We start from the raw sequence: 14,825 nt of genomic DNA on the forward strand, positions 1-14,825 counted from the left end.
TCATCAAGAGCCCGGATATAAGCACGCAATCACACTAATAATGCTAAAAGTGGCTTGTACAATTGGAGGAGTCCATATAAGATGGTTTACCCGCCGATAGGTTGCAAGCGAGAAGCTGCTATGTGGTTTTATGCAATAAGGGCTATAAGGAAGGGTCAATTAACGATATGATGGGCTAAAAAGCGGGGATTTAGCGTGTCATTTCATTTAATTGCACTGTTGGTAATATTTGCATTGTTTGGTACTTCAGCCACTTACTTAATTCGCTTTATGTATAGCTATTGGATTAAGAAGCAGCTTGAGGTGAAGTACATTATTAATGCGAGTATTTGTGCGCTGTTAGTGATGGTGATCTCAGTGATCAATGAGCTTATCCGATAACCTGAGTGCTCATCAGTTTATAGAGGCACAGCCTGACAGGTATGGGCAATACATAGTGTTTGTATTGGCATCACAGGTTCACAACTAACCGCTGGCGCTTTTCCTTTGTTATTCAGCTTTTCTTGCTTTGTAATAGCGCTAACGACTGCTTCTACATCTTGCTCATCAGTATGCTTCGTTGAATAGATCAGGTATTCTCTTGGTCCACCACAGGTTAATCGCTCACCTACTCCAATTACTTTACACTGATAGCTTGCATCACATCCTATATTTGCTCTTATATCGCTGAGTGTATGCGTAGCATTCGAGCGATTTGTTGCATCGCTTGGTGTCATTTCACAGCCAGATAACGCCGCAAGTAGTGTGCCGATGCAAGCGAGAGAAATAGCTAACTTCATTATTGCCTCTAGTATGTAGGACGACTATTTTCTAGTTTAACACACTTATTTTCAACGCATTGTGTTACGGGTTCAATTAAATGCTGACAGATACTCATCATCTGATTTTGCATATTATAGGCGCGCTCTAATGTAGTAATTTGCTCCGCTAACTGCTTAACTTGGGCCTCATCTGCTGATCTTGTTGAATACACTAGATAAGAAGAAGGGCCACCACAGGCACGATCGCCAACGGCAATGACTTTACACTGGGTATCGTTATCACAGCTTTTGTCGGCCACCACGCTTTCCAATGACTGTTTATGGGTTTTGATGTCAGAGGTATCGAGCTTTTTACCATCTTGTTGAATAGGTAAGCTTGCTTCTTTTGATTCTTTAACTTCGGTGTGCTTTTCGCTTACAGGCTTAGTCTCTTTTGCTTTTTGTTCTACAGTTTCTTCTTTAGTTACTTCTTCTTGGCAACCAAACAGCAAAAAGGTTGCAAGTAAAGTGGGGATCATCTTGTTCATTATATGCTCTCCTAATGTTTGCTAATTAAACTACGCAAGTCCTTAAGGAATAGCAAGCTCTGCAGCCTGCATACACTATATGTGATCGCAGGCTGTGAAGGACAGCGTTATAGACCGCCTTTGGTGAGTTTTTGCGGATCGAGTAATGATTGGAGCTCGTGTTCACTCAGATCGGTTTGCTCAGCAGCGACCTCTATGATTGGACGTCCTTCTTTGTAGGCAAGCTTGGCAATTTGTGCTGCTTTTTCATACCCGATCACAGGATTTAATGCGGTAACTAAAATCGGGTTTTTAGCCAGTGCCTTTTGAATATTCTGCTCATTCACCTTAAAGCTTGAAATAACTTTGTCCGCAAGTAGCCTCGCGGTATTTGAGAGGATCTCAATGCTTTGCAAAATATTTAATGCAATCACTGGCAGCATAACATTCAGCTCAAAATTGCCAGACTGGCCTGCAACACTAATCGTTGCGTCATTACCTATCACTTGAGCACTGGCCATTGCAGCCGCTTCTGGAATAACTGGGTTTACTTTACCTGGCATGATTGAAGAGCCTGGTTGTAGCGCCTCAAGCTCGATTTCACCTAGGCCAGCAAGCGGTCCTGAATTCATCCAGCGCAAGTCATTGGCTATCTTCATTTGTGCTACTGCAAAGGTTTTAAGTTGGCCTGACAGTCCCACAATCGCGTCTTGTGAGCCGATATGATAAAAAAAGTTGTTGCCTTTACTGAAGCGGATCCCGATGTTAGTGCTCAGGTTTTGGCTAAATAATTTAGCGAACTGAGGATCGGCATTAATACCTGTGCCTACCGCTGTTCCACCTTGACCTAACTCGTAGACTTTTTCTAAGGAATGAACAATGCCCTGACAGGCATTATCAACTTGCGCTTGCCAGCCACTTAATGTTTGTGCAAAGGTCACTGGCATTGCATCCATCAAGTGCGTCCGGCCAGTTTTGACGTGATGACCTACTTGCTCTGCTTTTTGTTCAATACTACTAGATAAGTGTTTTAGTGCTGGCAGAAGGTCATACACCGCTGTGATTGCACTACTCACGTGAATCGCTGTTGGGATCACATCGTTTGAGCTTTGACCCATGTTAACGTCATCATTAGGATGAATTGCTACGCCGCTTAATTCAGTTGCCAGCGTGGCGATCACTTCGTTGGCATTCATATTTGAACTGGTACCAGAGCCAGTCTGAAAGACATCTACCGGAAATTGATCTAAGTGTTTGCCATCAATTAGCTGCTGACAGGCACTCACAATTGCTTTTGCTTTATCACTTGATAGATGGCCAAGGGATTGATTGGTTTCAGCTGCGGCTTGTTTGATATAGGCCAATGCTTTGATAAAGCTACTTGGCATTGTGATCCCGCTAATAGGAAAGTTATTCACAGCGCGTTGTGTTTGCGCTTTGTAGAGCGCATGCTCAGGAACATCTAATGTTCCCATACTATCGGATTCTTGACGAAATGTAGTCATCGTTGCTCCTAATAAAAAGGGTTAAACTGCTGGCAGGTTTGGCACGCATCTCGCTGGAGCTTCAAAAATTGCCGTGACGAAGTATGGTGATGTTTATAAAACCGTTTTAGTGCCAACAAAGGTTTAAATAATTGATCCATGCATTGTTTACGTATGGCGGTATCAACGAGTGGATCGGCAATCTGTTCTAACAGTTCGGACAATGTATTTTTAAGATAAAGCTCTTGCAGCAGCGGGTTATTATGGCGTTCGTACCATTTCGCCATGCCGATGCCTGCCGAAATATATTCCGCAACCAAGAGCGGCGCCTCGAGTTGTGGTCGCTGGCAGTGGCGATTAAGCTTCGCACGATAAGTTTGTAATAAAGTAGCTAGCTGCATAAATACAAAACCAAACGATGTAATGATAATGGTTATCATTACATCGTTTGGTTGGCAATTCAAGCTTTAGTATTCGCACTGCCAAACAATTTGTTTAGCATTCACCATAGCAGCTCACTATGAGTCTGAAATGAATTTAAGAAAGTGTGATTGAGCTTATACCAATTGCACTAAGTCTCCAATCAATTTGAAGGGTGAAATACCATATTAGCGTCGTTAAAAATTTCTCATTTAGAACAACTAAATAGCAAAATTTTTGCTTAGCTACTAAAGTTATTTCTCCGCTTCAAATAGCTCATTTACCTAATACAATTGGTATTAATTATAGCCGAGGAGATATTGCTGCTCTGAATGCTCTTTCTCTTGTTCTTCGAGTTGCATCAGGTTGGCGACTTCTTGTCGGTAAGCGCGACTTTTCGTGAAGGTATTTTTACGCTTCTTCAGGACAAGTCCTTCGCTTTTAAGTTGGCTTGGCATTTGGGTGATCTCTGAAATTTTCATGCTCGCTTCTCCTCTTAGTACTCTTTAAACTTAGCAGAAGTTGTACCAAAATAAATTTCTTTTCTAATTTTAATTGCTTAGTGGAAGTTTTAGCTATTTGCCTTGCAATTGAGATAAATTATTGCCTCAATGAGGCGCATAAATCGATCAAAATAGTGCAAACGAGATGACAAAACCTTACTCTCAAGCGTGTGAAAACAATAAACAGCCAATATTAGAAAAGCTCACTCCCTATCTAAATAAACCTTTGGAAGTGCTAGAGGTAGGCTCAGGTACGGGTCAGCATGCGGTGCATTTTGCTGCGGCGTTACCGTATTTAACGTGGCAGACGGCGGACAGGGAGGTTAATCACGCAGGTATTCAAGCGTGGCTTGATGACGCGGAGTTGGAAAATACTTTACCGCCATTGGCGCTAGACTTGTACCATGGGTGGCCTGTTAATCAGCGTTATGATGTGATCTATACCGCGAATACCTTGCACATTGTGTCATTAACGCTCGTTGAGCGCTTAATCGCAGGAGTTGGACGACACCTTAAAGAAAGCGGCTACCTGATAGTTTATGGGCCGTTTAATTATCAAGGTGAATTCACCAGCGAGAGTAACCGAGAGTTTGATGCGTATTTAAAATCGCAAGACAAAGAGAGTGGCATTCGCGATCAAGAATGGGTATTGGCGCTTGCGGCAGAGCAAGGACTTACACTACAGCAAGACTATGCGATGCCGGCTAATAATCGCTTATTGGTGTTTAAACGGTAGTTTTGCTTGGCACTCGGTAAAGTAATGCCCGAGTGCGTCGGCTTCGCGCTTGGTAAAATCCTCAAGCGCGTGTTGAAAGTCAGGTTGAAATAAGCGGTGATACGATTGCCTCCACACCGGCTCAAAACCCCTCACTAACTTGTGCTCGCCTTGAGCACCCGCGTCAAAAACAGCAAGCTGATTAGCAATGGCGTACTCTATGCCTTGATAGTAACACAGCTCAAAATGCAAAAAGTCGTAACTATCCTCAATTGCGCCCCAATAGCGACCATACAAGGTATCACCATCCACAAGATATAAACTAGTGGCAATAATTTCGTGGTTTAAGTAGGCGCAGCAAAGACGAAACTTATCTGGCATCGAGGTGATAACTTGCTGAAAAAAGTCGCGAGAGAGATAGCCGTGGTGTCGCGATCGCTTAAGATAGGTGAGCTGGTAACTGAGAAAAAACGCATCAAGTTGTGCTGTACTTATTTCTCTGCCAACAGTCCAGCTTATGTTAATACCCTGGGCGGTCACAGCTTGGCGCTCTTTCATGACCATTTTACGCTTTCTTGATGTGAGTCGTGCGAGAAAATCAGCGAACTCGGCGTAACCTTGATTATGCCAATGAAATTGCACATTGCGGCGTATCGTTAAATGACTCTGAGTGAGAAAATCGCTTTCACGACAAAAGTTTATATGGACTCCACTAATGCCTAGTTGGGCGAGGCTCGTGAGCGTAGCGTCAATATATTCAAGCAAGCAAGAAGATAGACGTTTCGTTAATATTCTTGGCCCTTGAGTTGGTGTAAAGGGGACGCCACACAGCCATTTCGGATAGTAATCTAATCCATGGCGCTCGTAGGCTTCAGCAAAAGCCCAATCAAAAACGTACTCGCCATAAGAGTGCGATTTAATATAGCCTGGCAAAATGGCAATCAACTCGCCTTGGCGTTCAATCATTAGGTGATGCGGTATCCAGCCAGTCTCTTTGCTGGTGCAGCCGCTCAACTCTAATGCAAGCAGCCACGCGTAGCTCGTAAATACATGTGATGGTGAAACACAGTCCCACTGTGCTTCTGTCACTTCAGTCAGAGAATGAATAAACCTGTGTTGGTACTCAGTCATTGTGGCCGTCAAAAAATGCGAGCAGTGCTTGCTCGAAGTTGCTGTAATCAGGGTTAAACGTGATCCGCGCAAGAGCGGTGTATTGCGTCATGCTTTTCTCGTGACGCTCGCCAAAATGGACGGTTTTACCTGTGCGGCAGTTAATGAAGGCTTGGTCTTCTAAGTGGTAACTGGTGCAATTACGATAAGGCCCTTTGCGGCCGTAAAAAATATGTTCAGGTGGCTGCAAAATACCAATATGAGACATATCGACAATGTTGTCGGCTTTCACGCTCCGATAATTCACACCTTGCTTAGCCGATGGCGTTTCCGAGTAGATAAATTGGGTCAATGTTGATTTAGGTTGCCATTTTTCTAGCAGCTTTGCCGTTGCATGATTGTCTATGGTGGTATCGACATCGCTATAGCTGATAAACATCGGTACATCTGACAAAGTGGTGAGTGATTTGAGTGGCGCCATAGCCTGATGGGCTAACGTTGCGCCATGCCATGGGAAAGATTCATATTTGGCGAAATCCAAATCTGCGTCTTCATCTATCCAATTGACAAATGGCACGTAATCAATCCACTTGGCTAGCCAACCGTTCTTATTATGTGGCTCTGTGGCGGGTGAGATAAGTGCAACAGAGCCTAAATTATTGGGCTTATGCTTTGCTATGCTACTCAGCACCAAGGCGGCACCAGTGGAATAACCAAGTACGGAAAAATGCTTAAAATCTTGGCTCGTCTGTGCGATGGCATAATCCGTATGGGTTTGCCAATCGTCAATATCAACTTCGGTTAAATCGCTTGGTGCAGTCGCGTGGCCTGGCAGTAACATGGTTCTGACATTGTATCCTGCTTCATAGAGTGCTGCCGCAAGGTAGTGAAAAGTAAAAGGAGAATCGGTCAGACCATGGATAAGTAAAATGGCGTGATCTTTGTTGTCATGCTCAAGTGAAAATGGCGCGATTAAGTCACTTACCTTGGGGTTTTTCAGGTTGAGTAATGTTGCAGTGGGCGTCATTAACGGGCACGGCAGTGTAGCGCGGGGATTGCGGCTTTCAATAATTTGCTTGGTAGAACGAATATATTCGTTATAGTTTTTTATATTCGCTATATCGATGGTGACAGGGCCTTTATCGATCGCTTCGCGGAATAATCCCGATGCTTTGCTCTTGGTGAATAGCGACATATCACTCACTTGGGTAACACAGTCTTGTGCGATGAGCAAAGGTGAGGCAAACAGGCTAAAAGCAAATACTGTGGAGGTAAGGTAGTGGCGCATAGTCGGTCCTTATGAGCATAAAATCACATGCAGTATAGCGAGAACAGATGACGATAAAAATGGTTAGCGGATCGGTAATATGCGTTTTGCAAAAGTTTGCTTGAGGACAATCGTTGATTCAATCCCGCTAATCACCTTACAGGCGCCCAATTGATGCTTGGCAAATTGTTCATAGCTGGGCAAATCCTTTGCTACGATTTCCAAGAGGTAATCATGACTTCCGGAGATCACCGAACAACTAATCACCTGATCTTCAGATTCCACGTGTTGTTCAAATAAATGCGCTGCAGTTGCGGTATTTTCACTGAGTTTTATAAATGCATAAACCAAAATACTTAGGTCAACTTGCGCTCTATCAAGTGCCGCATGATAGCCTGAAATTACTCCTGTATCTTGTAAGCGTTTTACGCGTCGAAGACAGGGAGTATCGGAAAGGTTTGCCTTTTCGGCGAGTGAGGCATTACTCAAACGTGCATTATGTTGCAAGGCGTTAAGGAGCAATTTGTCCTTGGCATCTAGATTTACCGACATAAACTAAATAAAAGAGTGATTCTTGCTAATCAGTATTAAACTTTTAGAGAAAATTGGCAAATTATGCTCGTGGTGATTTGCTAGCCTTAACTGTGGAATAATCACGAGAAGTAATCATGAGTCCATTAGCCGTACAATTTGACGCTTGGATTAGAGGTCCGTTTGTCGACCTTAACGACAAGCTTGAACATCTTTATTGGCAGCAGCAGGATAAAGCAAACGTTGAAGGCGTTGGTGAAACGCTAAAAGCACAGTTATTAGAAGAAGGTAATCAACTGATCCAAGCCTTGCTAGAAGAAGGCAATACCGACGAAGGCTTTGAGCAAGCATTCGACTTACTCGGTAACGTTGGTCTATTTATGGCAGCATGTAGACGCCACGAAATTACCGAGCCAAGCCGTGAAAGGGTGTCTCCACTAACACAAGCATCGGCACTGGCTATGCACATTGGTGCCTCTTTGGGAGTTACACCACGCTTCGCAACGGCTCATCTCACCACACACAACCGAGCAATCAACGGCGTGTATAAGCGCTTTACTTCCCATCCGGCAGAGCGCTTATTCATCGACTACAATACTCAGGCCATTCTTGCCTATAAACGTGCGTCTGAATCGTTAATGAAAGTGCATCATTTGGGAATTTCTCATCCCATGTCATTGGTGCTACTCAAACAAGTTAAGCAAGCGCTGCTTGAGGTGATAGAGTCTAATCGAGAGTTATTTAAGGAACTAGATACCGAGGCATTCTTTTACGTTGTACGACCCTATTACAAACCTTACCGAGTTGGTAAAGAGGTCTATCGTGGTGCAAACGCTGGAGATTTTGCGGGTATTAATGTTATCGATATGATGTTGGGGTTATGCCCGGCTAATGATATTAGTTACGGTCAAATGCTGGTGGAAAAATTCCTCTATATGATGCCAGAAGACCAAGCAACCCTGCGTGAATGCATGCGTACGCCTAATTTAATGGATGCGTTTCTGAGTGCAGTGAAAGGACCGAAAAGTGATTGGTTTGGCCCTGCCTGTAGCTTGTTTATACAAGTGTGTAAGCTGCATGGAGATACGGCCATACAACATCACAATCAACTCGTCGAAAAGTATATCGCCAAACCTTCGCAAGCAATGCAGCAACAGCACTTAAGCAAAGTGACCGCCAGTGGTCCACCGATTGAAGTGTTACTCAAAGAACTCGCAGACTTAAGAGATAGGCGAGCCGCTGCCGAGCGCGATGATATCTTTACTCGGCATCATGACTTAAAACGATTACGCCAAGCAATAGGGGTTAAGCATGAAGCAATATAGGGATGATTTTCACTTGCCTACGGGTCGCTATTTATTGAGTCATTCCGTTGGTCGTATGTTGAAATCTGCAGAGGAAGATTTCCATCAGCAATTTATGGTGCCCTGGCAACAACAAAATCAAGAGCCTTGGCAGCAGTGGCTAAGCGGTATTGATCGCTTTACCTCAGCCCTAGCTTCCCTATTACACACTGATGCGCGCCTGTTTTGTCCGCAAACAAACCTTTCCAGTGGTTTAACGAAATGGGCGATGAGTTTGCCCGAAAGTGGCATTCGCAAAGTACGCGTATTGATGAGTGAGCAAGACTTCCCAAGCATGGGATTTGCGTTACAAAACGCGCTGGACAATATTGAGATTGTTTATATTCCCGAAGCGATGAATATGCACGACCTAAGTGTGTGGCAGCACTATATTGACGAGCAAATTGATTGGGTATTTGTCAGTCATGTTTATTCGAACAGCGGTCAGCAGGCGCCTGTTGCTGACATCATTAGCCTTGCTAACCAATATGGTTGTCGAAGTATTATTGATATTGCTCAGTCACTTAGTGTATTACCAATAAATTTAAGCGAGTGGGGCGCGGATTGCGTTATCGGCTCTTGTGTGAAATGGAGCTGCGGTGGCCCTGGCGCAGGTTTCATCTGGGTGAATGAGGATGTCTTGCCTTATTGCGAACCAAAAGACGTTGGCTGGTTTTCGCATCAAAATCCATTCGAGTTTGATATTCATCATTTTGCGCTGAGTGAAAGTGCGCTGCGTTTTTGGGGCGGTACTCCAAGTGTGGCACCTTATATCTATGCGGGGCACAGCCTTGGCTATTTTGCCGAGCTTGGGATTGAGCAAGTAAGAGCGTACAACTTTGCTTTGTTATCTGAGTTACAAGCGGCATTGCCTGAATTTTATCGCTCTCCTACAGCACAGAGTGCTTGCTCTGGGACCGCTATTTTGCATTTTGGCTCGCAGCATGAGGCAGTGATGGAGCAGCTTAAGCAAGCAGACATTGCTGTGGATAATCGTTGCTACGGTATTCGTGTCTCACCACATATTTATAATAGTCAGGAGGACATCGCGCAGTTGGTGCGGGTTATCAACGAAAGCTAGTTTCCTAATCCTAGTGCTTTTTTAGTCTTCTTCTTCACCGAGCGCCAATGTGTCATTGGTTGCTTGGGCGCGCGCGCTATCAATGCGTTAAAATCAATTTCTTCTGCAAGCACTTCTCCTTGATGCGCCAAGATCACGGAGTGGGGTTGTAGAGCCTTTACTTTGGCAAGAGATTGGCGATACAAGCGTGGATAGAATACCGGAAAAGGCGCAACAAATTGCCCTTTCACTTTTACCGTCAAATCCGCCACATAAATGCGCTTACTGGGGAGATGATACAAGCTCAAATCTCTATCCGTATGACCGGGTGTGTGTATCGCTTGCCATTCGTTAAAGTAGGGTAAGTGATCACCGTCGGCTAGGTAAAAGTCTGGTGATAATTGTCTTGGATACCAAAGGTTACGCTTGGCCTTGCGCTTTCTCCCTGCAACCCAAAGTGCCAGCGCCATATCGGAGAGGTGCATCATGACACCATCAATACCACGATACCACTGACTGGGGGCATTTGCGGCCGCAATCTTTGCGCCCGTGAGTTTTTTGAGTTTGTGCGCGCCACCGGCATGATCTGGGTGCATATGCGTGACCACAATCAGTTTGAGTGCGCTTAGTGGCTTTTGCAGTTGCAGGATGTAGTTGCAGACCAACTCAACATCGGCACGACAGCAACCATCGAGTAACAGCAGATCTGTTTCGTGTTCAACCAGATAAATATGTTGAATATAGCCTTCTAAGACATGGATTTTCATTTGTCACACTCATTTCCCCAATCAGATCTCAACATAGCATAGGTTAAAGACATCTGACCAGTTGTGTGTGAAAGTGATAAATCGCAGACATAAAAAAACCGCAATTAAGCGGTTTTCTTATAAGTGATGGCGGAGAAGGAGGGATTCGAACCCTCGATAGGGCTACAAACCCTATACTCCCTTAGCAGGGGAGCGCCTTCAGCCACTCGGCCACCTCTCCGGCGCAATACTTTAAAAATGGCGGAGAGATAGGGATTTGAACCCTAGATACGCTATTAACGTATGCCGGTTTTCAAGACCGGTGCTTTCAACCACTCAGCCATCTCTCCATGGGCAAAGATAATACTTAGCGATTTAGGCGCTGTAAACCGTTTTTAAACTGTTTGCTTAAAAAATGTGCTAAAAGTGAGGTTTTTTTAAAATTGTGCTAGAAATTAGCGGTTTGACGAAGAGGTTTTGTACAAAAATGCTGGTTGAAGTGGTGCTTTTATGGTCTATTGAAACAAATGCTGACGAGAGCATGGCGGGTTGGGACGCCATGCTCTGTGCAGACTTACTTATACATAATCACGTCTTTTAACGCTAAGTGTTGACCACATACTGCCAACCACTTCGTCCAATTGATACGACGTTGTTTAGTTGGTTGTGTTTGGTTAAACGTGTTTTGTGATGGGCTGCAAGGTGCAGCTGAATTAAGCATGTCTGGCTCCTAATAAGCTATGATTGAAAACAAGGCTATTTTGCACGCAATTTGTTTAAATTTAAAACGATAAAAATTGATGTTTTCGGATAAAAATAACTAATGAATTAATGGTTTGTTCATTTTTATTTTAATGGCTTTTTTGCATGGTTATGCATAAGTGTGATTGTCTTTATTAGGCTGTATCCCAATTAATATGGGTGTTTGTGGTTTTTGTTTTTTATTTTTGGTTTTAGTTTTGGTTTTTTATTCATATAAGTTGAGTTTTTGTATTTAAGGGTTTTTATGCTGGTGGTAGTCAACCCTTTAGCGGGTGCTGAGGGGAAAGCGCAAATTGCATGGTTAAAGCAACAATTAAAACAACAACAGTTGACGGCAACTTGGTTTAATACCACTGGAAACTTTGTCGCAGATAGGGACGCAATTGCTCAAGCAGCTACGGCGGAAGTGAGCGTGGTGGTGATTGGGGGGGATGGCACTTTGCACCTAGTCGCCAATGCCATTGCTGAACGGGATAACACGCTTGCGCTGCTGCCTGCGGGGACTGGCAACGATTTTGCTCGGCAGTTTCATTATTCCAAAGCACAGTGGCGAGCAGCTGTATTTTCAGACAAGATCTCGAGTATTGATTTGGGTAAAGTGGACGGGCGCTGGTTTGTCAATGTTGCTGGGATTGGCTTTAACGCGCATGTCATGAATAACTTAGGACAAACCAAACGGCTAGGAAAGCTGAGCTATACCTATGCGGGATTAATGTCGCTGTTTACTGCCAAGCTCATTCGCTATCACAGCAATGCGTGGCCTGAGCAGGGTATGATGTTGTTACTTGCGAATGGCAAACACTTTGGGGCAGGGTTAACTCCTGCTCCTATGGCTTGTCTTGATGACGGTCAGTTGGAGCTGCTGTGGTTCACGCCGCAAACGCATTGGCAGCGGGTGGTACTGTTTGTCAATATGCTACTTAAACGTCATATGGGCACAAGAAATGTGCACCACGGTCGCATTACAGAGCTTTATATCGCACAAGAGGGGTATGACATCGAGGCCGATGGAGAGATTGTTGGGCGCACGCCGGCGACGATAACTTGCTGCCGCAGAGCTCTGAACATAAAAAAAGCGCCATTATAAAATGGCGCTGAAAAGTAAGAAGCTAAAGCATTGGTAAGACTTCAACTTCTAACTGGGGACCGAATGGACAACCAAGCGTAGATGCGATCTAAAGGCGTGAGTACAATCGCATTACCTAGGATGACCAAAATAAATCCAATAAAGGTGTTTTGCTGCCACTCAAAGCCTTCAAATAAGGTACTCAAGGCCACGGCAACAAAAGGAAATAACACTATCAAATAACTCGCTTTCTCAGGCCCAATATTCTTGAGTAGTGAGAAATAACAACCAAAGGCAATGACGGTGCCAAACACGCTGAGGTAAATCAGAGACCACCAATATGATGCTGGCGCTTGGTTGATAAACTGATGTTCACTAAAGGCGACATAGGTTGCTAACATGACAGCGCTGTAAAGCATACCCCACGCATTTCCCGCCATAACATCAATTTGCTGATTAGAATTGCGTACGCTCACCATATTACCGAGTGACGCGACCACTGTTCCTAATAGAGCTAATGATAATCCCAAGAAGGCCTCGCTTTGCAAATCAAATGCGACCAAATCGTGCCAAAACAAGCTGACTATCCCAAGCGTGCCCAGTGATGCGCCAAAGTAAATTCGCTTTGCAATAGGTTTGGCAAAAAATAACTTAGTGTTGACGATGTTAACGACCAATAATAATGAAAACGCAATTGATGCCATCGCTGACGTTAAATGTGCCTGAGCCCAATACAAGAAGAGATAGTTAGCACCAAAATTACACAGCGCTAAGAGGATGAAAAAGCCGTGATCTCGGCGAGAAAATCGCATTGGCACACGCTTATAGATGACAAACGCCCACATACAAACCGCGGCGAGGCCAAAGCGGTAAAATAGCGACACAAACTCGTTGATGCTGCCAAGTTGGTATTCAATGGCAAGCCATGTTGATCCCCAAATCAACACAGTGATGGCGTAAAGAAATAGATTTTTCATGATCGGCTCTAGATTCAAACAGCAGTGGAAGTCTGTAGTTTACGCTGTTATTCTGTATAAGCTATATACAGAATTTGCTAATTTATACCTATACAGATTATTGCTTATGAGTACCGTTATTCAACGCCAACATTCCGCCTTTCTCTATCAGCAGGTGATCCAAATGATCTTGTCGATGGCAGAACAAGAGTCCATTTTACCGGGCGAAAAGCTTCCCTCATTGCGTGTTATGGCGCAAAACTTAAATGTCAGTATCCCAACGGTAAAGCAGGCCTATCAAGCACTTGAAGATCAGGGAAAAGTCATTGCCAAAGAGAAGTCCGGCTACTTTTTATGTCACAGAGCTTCGCACAACGACTCACCGAAGCGTGCACGATTGCCCGCCAAACCTGTGGTGGTGAACAAGCAGGCGTTGATTGAACAAGTATATAAGGGGATCCATCAGCCACATGCAATCCCCTTAGGTATCGCTAACCCCATCGCCATTGCTGGTACTGAGCAGGTTCTTGCCAAAATTATGCGCCGCGCAATGAAAGAAGCAGGGAATGAACTCATTAATTATGGTCCTATGGATGGTTTAGATAGTTTAAAAAAGCAAATCGTGCGGCGTTATTTGGATATGGGCTTAGCAATAGATATGGATGAAGTGGTGATCACCAATGGCGCGCAAGAAGCATTGGCGATTGCGTTACAAGCGGTGACCAAGCCCGGAGACGTGATAGCGATTGAATCCCCCTGTTATTTTGGCATTGTTGAACTGGCTGAAAACTTAGGGTTAAAGGCCATTGAAATACCTGTTTGCCCGGATGATGGCATTTGGTTGAGCGACCTTGAACGGGCACTTGAAAAGCATGATATTCGAGCGTGTGTGTTTTCTACCAGTATTAGTAACCCGCTTGGTAGCTTTATGCCAGATACGAGACGTGCGCAGCTGGTGGCACTATTAGAGCAACGTGACGTGGTGTTGATAGAAGACGATGTGTATGGCGATTTATATTTTACCGAGCAGCGCGGCATACCGGCACAAGCATTTAGCCAAAAGGGTTTAGTGATCACATGTGCGTCATTTTCAAAAACCGCAGCGCCCAGCTATCGAGTGGGTTGGATGGTCGCCAGTCAATTTAGTGCAAAAGCAAAGCGCATAAAACGTGCGTTGAGTTGCTCGTCATCTTTAATGAACCAATGGGCATTGGCGGACTTTCTCAGCTCCGGAGGCTACGAGCGCCATTTAAAGTTGGTCCGTAAACGGTTAATTGAGAATCGAGATCGTATGATCCAAGCGGTGAATGTTGCGTTTGGTAGTGAGGTAAGAGTCAGTCGCCCGCAAGGTGGTTGTGTGCTGTGGCTAGACTTAGGTAAGCACGTTGATGGTGCCTTGTTGTTCCAAAAAGCCTTAGAGCGCGGGATCAGTATTACGCCCGGTACGCTATTTAGTGCCAGCAAAAAGTATCAAAATTGTATACGTATCAGTTATGGTTTGCCGTGGGATGCGTCGGTAGAGCAAGCGATTAAAACGCTGGGGGAATTGGCTGATGCACAAAGGAAAGGGTTGGCATAACGTATCTTTAATTAGA

17 protein-coding genes and 2 tRNA genes are annotated in these 14,825 nt (G+C 44.4%); 6 read left to right on the plus strand and 13 right to left on the minus strand.

All coding sequences use genetic code 11. The annotated features are described in order from the left end of the window. The first annotated feature begins 195 nt into the window (after nucleotides 1-195). Entirely contained in the window at nucleotides 196-381 is a 186-nt protein-coding gene (locus tag EXT48_RS00005) for a hypothetical protein (protein ID WP_010378060.1), read from the plus strand. A 17-nt stretch (nucleotides 382-398) separates the two neighbouring features. Here the strand turns inward: EXT48_RS00005 and EXT48_RS00010 are convergent, their stop codons facing one another. From EXT48_RS00010 to EXT48_RS00030, 5 genes are all read right to left on the minus strand, one after another. Next, complete coding sequence (locus EXT48_RS00010; protein WP_130163234.1) at nucleotides 399-779, minus strand: hypothetical protein; 381 nt, start codon at nucleotides 777-779, stop codon at nucleotides 399-401. 8 nt (nucleotides 780-787) lie between these two features. Beyond that, nucleotides 788-1,288, minus strand: coding sequence for a hypothetical protein (locus EXT48_RS00015; RefSeq protein WP_130163235.1), 501 nt, complete (start codon nucleotides 1,286-1,288; stop codon nucleotides 788-790). 107 nt (nucleotides 1,289-1,395) lie between these two features. Beyond that, a complete protein-coding gene (locus tag EXT48_RS00020; RefSeq protein WP_130163236.1) occupies nucleotides 1,396-2,772 on the minus strand; it encodes an aspartate ammonia-lyase in 1,377 nt (458 codons plus the stop codon). Nucleotides 2,773-2,780: 8 nt separating this feature from the next. Continuing rightward, nucleotides 2,781-3,191, minus strand: coding sequence for a hypothetical protein (locus tag EXT48_RS00025; protein WP_010604192.1), 411 nt, complete (start codon nucleotides 3,189-3,191; stop codon nucleotides 2,781-2,783). A 279-nt stretch (nucleotides 3,192-3,470) separates the two neighbouring features. Continuing rightward, nucleotides 3,471-3,653 (minus strand): hypothetical protein, encoded by a 183-nt coding sequence (locus tag EXT48_RS00030; RefSeq protein WP_010378070.1) that lies wholly within the window; start codon nucleotides 3,651-3,653, stop codon nucleotides 3,471-3,473. 166 nt (nucleotides 3,654-3,819) lie between these two features. Here EXT48_RS00030 and EXT48_RS00035 point away from each other — a divergent pair, with 166 nt between their 5' ends. Further along, complete coding sequence (locus tag EXT48_RS00035; protein WP_130163237.1) at nucleotides 3,820-4,410, plus strand: DUF938 domain-containing protein; 591 nt, start codon at nucleotides 3,820-3,822, stop codon at nucleotides 4,408-4,410. Here the strand turns inward: EXT48_RS00035 and EXT48_RS00040 are convergent. The 3 genes from EXT48_RS00040 to EXT48_RS00050 all read right to left on the minus strand — a co-directional run bounded on the left by EXT48_RS00040 (nucleotide 4,390) and on the right by EXT48_RS00050 (nucleotide 7,318). Next, nucleotides 4,390-5,520 carry a GNAT family N-acetyltransferase gene (locus EXT48_RS00040; protein ID WP_130163238.1) on the minus strand — a complete coding sequence of 377 codons (1,131 nt, stop codon included), beginning with the start codon at nucleotides 5,518-5,520 and terminating at the stop codon, nucleotides 4,390-4,392. The genes EXT48_RS00035 and EXT48_RS00040 overlap by 21 nt on opposite strands. Continuing rightward, nucleotides 5,513-6,787, minus strand: coding sequence for a carboxylesterase (locus tag EXT48_RS00045; protein WP_130163239.1), 1,275 nt, complete (start codon nucleotides 6,785-6,787; stop codon nucleotides 5,513-5,515). The genes EXT48_RS00040 and EXT48_RS00045 overlap by 8 nt, the downstream gene beginning before the upstream one ends. Before the next feature lie 63 nt (nucleotides 6,788-6,850). Next, on the minus strand, nucleotides 6,851-7,318 hold the full coding sequence (locus EXT48_RS00050; protein ID WP_026001098.1) for an Lrp/AsnC family transcriptional regulator: 468 nt from the start codon (nucleotides 7,316-7,318) through the stop codon (nucleotides 6,851-6,853). A 116-nt stretch (nucleotides 7,319-7,434) separates the two neighbouring features. Here EXT48_RS00050 and EXT48_RS00055 point away from each other — a divergent pair, with 116 nt between their 5' ends. Next, nucleotides 7,435-8,622: a monodechloroaminopyrrolnitrin synthase PrnB family protein gene (locus EXT48_RS00055; RefSeq protein ID WP_130163240.1), complete on the plus strand. Its 1,188-nt coding sequence runs from the start codon at nucleotides 7,435-7,437 to the stop codon at nucleotides 8,620-8,622. Further along, nucleotides 8,609-9,721 (plus strand): aminotransferase class V-fold PLP-dependent enzyme, encoded by a 1,113-nt coding sequence (locus EXT48_RS00060; RefSeq protein WP_130163241.1) that lies wholly within the window; start codon nucleotides 8,609-8,611, stop codon nucleotides 9,719-9,721. Before EXT48_RS00055 ends, EXT48_RS00060 begins: the two co-directional genes overlap by 14 nt. Here EXT48_RS00060 and EXT48_RS00065 read toward each other — a convergent pair. The 4 genes from EXT48_RS00065 to EXT48_RS23660 all read right to left on the minus strand — a co-directional run bounded on the left by EXT48_RS00065 (nucleotide 9,718) and on the right by EXT48_RS23660 (nucleotide 11,167). Then, nucleotides 9,718-10,467 (minus strand): MBL fold metallo-hydrolase, encoded by a 750-nt coding sequence (locus tag EXT48_RS00065; protein ID WP_130163242.1) that lies wholly within the window; start codon nucleotides 10,465-10,467, stop codon nucleotides 9,718-9,720. The two genes, EXT48_RS00060 and EXT48_RS00065, sit on opposite strands and share 4 nt — an antisense overlap. Before the next feature lie 127 nt (nucleotides 10,468-10,594). Then, a tRNA-Ser gene (locus tag EXT48_RS00070) sits at nucleotides 10,595-10,687 on the minus strand. Between the two features lie 18 nt (nucleotides 10,688-10,705). Further along, nucleotides 10,706-10,796, minus strand: a tRNA-Ser gene (locus EXT48_RS00075). Between the two features lie 224 nt (nucleotides 10,797-11,020). Then, entirely contained in the window at nucleotides 11,021-11,167 is a 147-nt protein-coding gene (locus EXT48_RS23660) for a hypothetical protein (protein WP_017219379.1), read from the minus strand. Nucleotides 11,168-11,452: 285 nt separating this feature from the next. On the opposite strand from EXT48_RS23660, the gene EXT48_RS00080 reads away from it, so the two are divergent. Further along, on the plus strand, nucleotides 11,453-12,295 hold the full coding sequence (locus tag EXT48_RS00080) for a diacylglycerol kinase family protein (RefSeq protein WP_130163243.1): 843 nt from the start codon (nucleotides 11,453-11,455) through the stop codon (nucleotides 12,293-12,295). A gap of 41 nt (nucleotides 12,296-12,336) precedes the next feature. Here EXT48_RS00080 and EXT48_RS00085 read toward each other — a convergent pair whose 3' ends face one another. Beyond that, nucleotides 12,337-13,251 carry a DMT family transporter gene (locus EXT48_RS00085; RefSeq protein WP_039490974.1) on the minus strand — a complete coding sequence of 305 codons (915 nt, stop codon included), beginning with the start codon at nucleotides 13,249-13,251 and terminating at the stop codon, nucleotides 12,337-12,339. Between EXT48_RS00085 and EXT48_RS00090 the strand changes: the two genes are divergently transcribed. Next, nucleotides 13,250-14,809, plus strand: coding sequence for a PLP-dependent aminotransferase family protein (locus tag EXT48_RS00090; protein WP_130163244.1), 1,560 nt, complete (start codon nucleotides 13,250-13,252; stop codon nucleotides 14,807-14,809). The genes EXT48_RS00085 and EXT48_RS00090 overlap by 2 nt on opposite strands. Nucleotides 14,810-14,825: the final 16 nt, after the last annotated feature.

The sequence above is a fragment of the Pseudoalteromonas sp. CO348 genome (genome assembly GCF_004208845.1).
In the GTDB taxonomy this organism is placed as follows: domain Bacteria; phylum Pseudomonadota; class Gammaproteobacteria; order Enterobacterales; family Alteromonadaceae; genus Pseudoalteromonas; species Pseudoalteromonas maricaloris.

Bases quoted from the DNA above. Each gene is read 5' to 3' on its own strand.
- EXT48_RS00085 (WP_039490974.1), bottom strand. From the start codon at position 13,251: ATGAAAAATCTATTTCTTTACGCCATCACTGTGTTGATTTGGGGATCA.
- EXT48_RS00065 (WP_130163242.1), bottom strand. From the start codon at position 10,467: ATGAAAATCCATGTCTTAGAAGGCTATATTCAACATATTTATCTGGTT.
- EXT48_RS00025 (WP_010604192.1), bottom strand. From the start codon at position 3,191: ATGATAACCATTATCATTACATCGTTTGGTTTTGTATTTATGCAGCTA.
- EXT48_RS00050 (WP_026001098.1), bottom strand. From the start codon at position 7,318: ATGTCGGTAAATCTAGATGCCAAGGACAAATTGCTCCTTAACGCCTTG.
- EXT48_RS00015 (WP_130163235.1), bottom strand. From the start codon at position 1,288: ATGAACAAGATGATCCCCACTTTACTTGCAACCTTTTTGCTGTTTGGT.
- EXT48_RS23660 (WP_017219379.1), bottom strand. From the start codon at position 11,167: ATGCTTAATTCAGCTGCACCTTGCAGCCCATCACAAAACACGTTTAAC.
- EXT48_RS00020 (WP_130163236.1), bottom strand. From the start codon at position 2,772: ATGACTACATTTCGTCAAGAATCCGATAGTATGGGAACATTAGATGTT.
- EXT48_RS00045 (WP_130163239.1), bottom strand. From the start codon at position 6,787: ATGCGCCACTACCTTACCTCCACAGTATTTGCTTTTAGCCTGTTTGCC.
- EXT48_RS00010 (WP_130163234.1), bottom strand. From the start codon at position 779: ATGAAGTTAGCTATTTCTCTCGCTTGCATCGGCACACTACTTGCGGCG.
- EXT48_RS00060 (WP_130163241.1), top strand. From the start codon at position 8,609: ATGAAGCAATATAGGGATGATTTTCACTTGCCTACGGGTCGCTATTTA.
- EXT48_RS00030 (WP_010378070.1), bottom strand. From the start codon at position 3,653: ATGAAAATTTCAGAGATCACCCAAATGCCAAGCCAACTTAAAAGCGAA.
- EXT48_RS00035 (WP_130163237.1), top strand. From the start codon at position 3,820: ATGACAAAACCTTACTCTCAAGCGTGTGAAAACAATAAACAGCCAATA.
- EXT48_RS00055 (WP_130163240.1), top strand. From the start codon at position 7,435: ATGAGTCCATTAGCCGTACAATTTGACGCTTGGATTAGAGGTCCGTTT.
- EXT48_RS00040 (WP_130163238.1), bottom strand. From the start codon at position 5,520: ATGACTGAGTACCAACACAGGTTTATTCATTCTCTGACTGAAGTGACA.
- EXT48_RS00080 (WP_130163243.1), top strand. From the start codon at position 11,453: ATGCTGGTGGTAGTCAACCCTTTAGCGGGTGCTGAGGGGAAAGCGCAA.
- EXT48_RS00090 (WP_130163244.1), top strand. From the start codon at position 13,250: ATGATCGGCTCTAGATTCAAACAGCAGTGGAAGTCTGTAGTTTACGCT.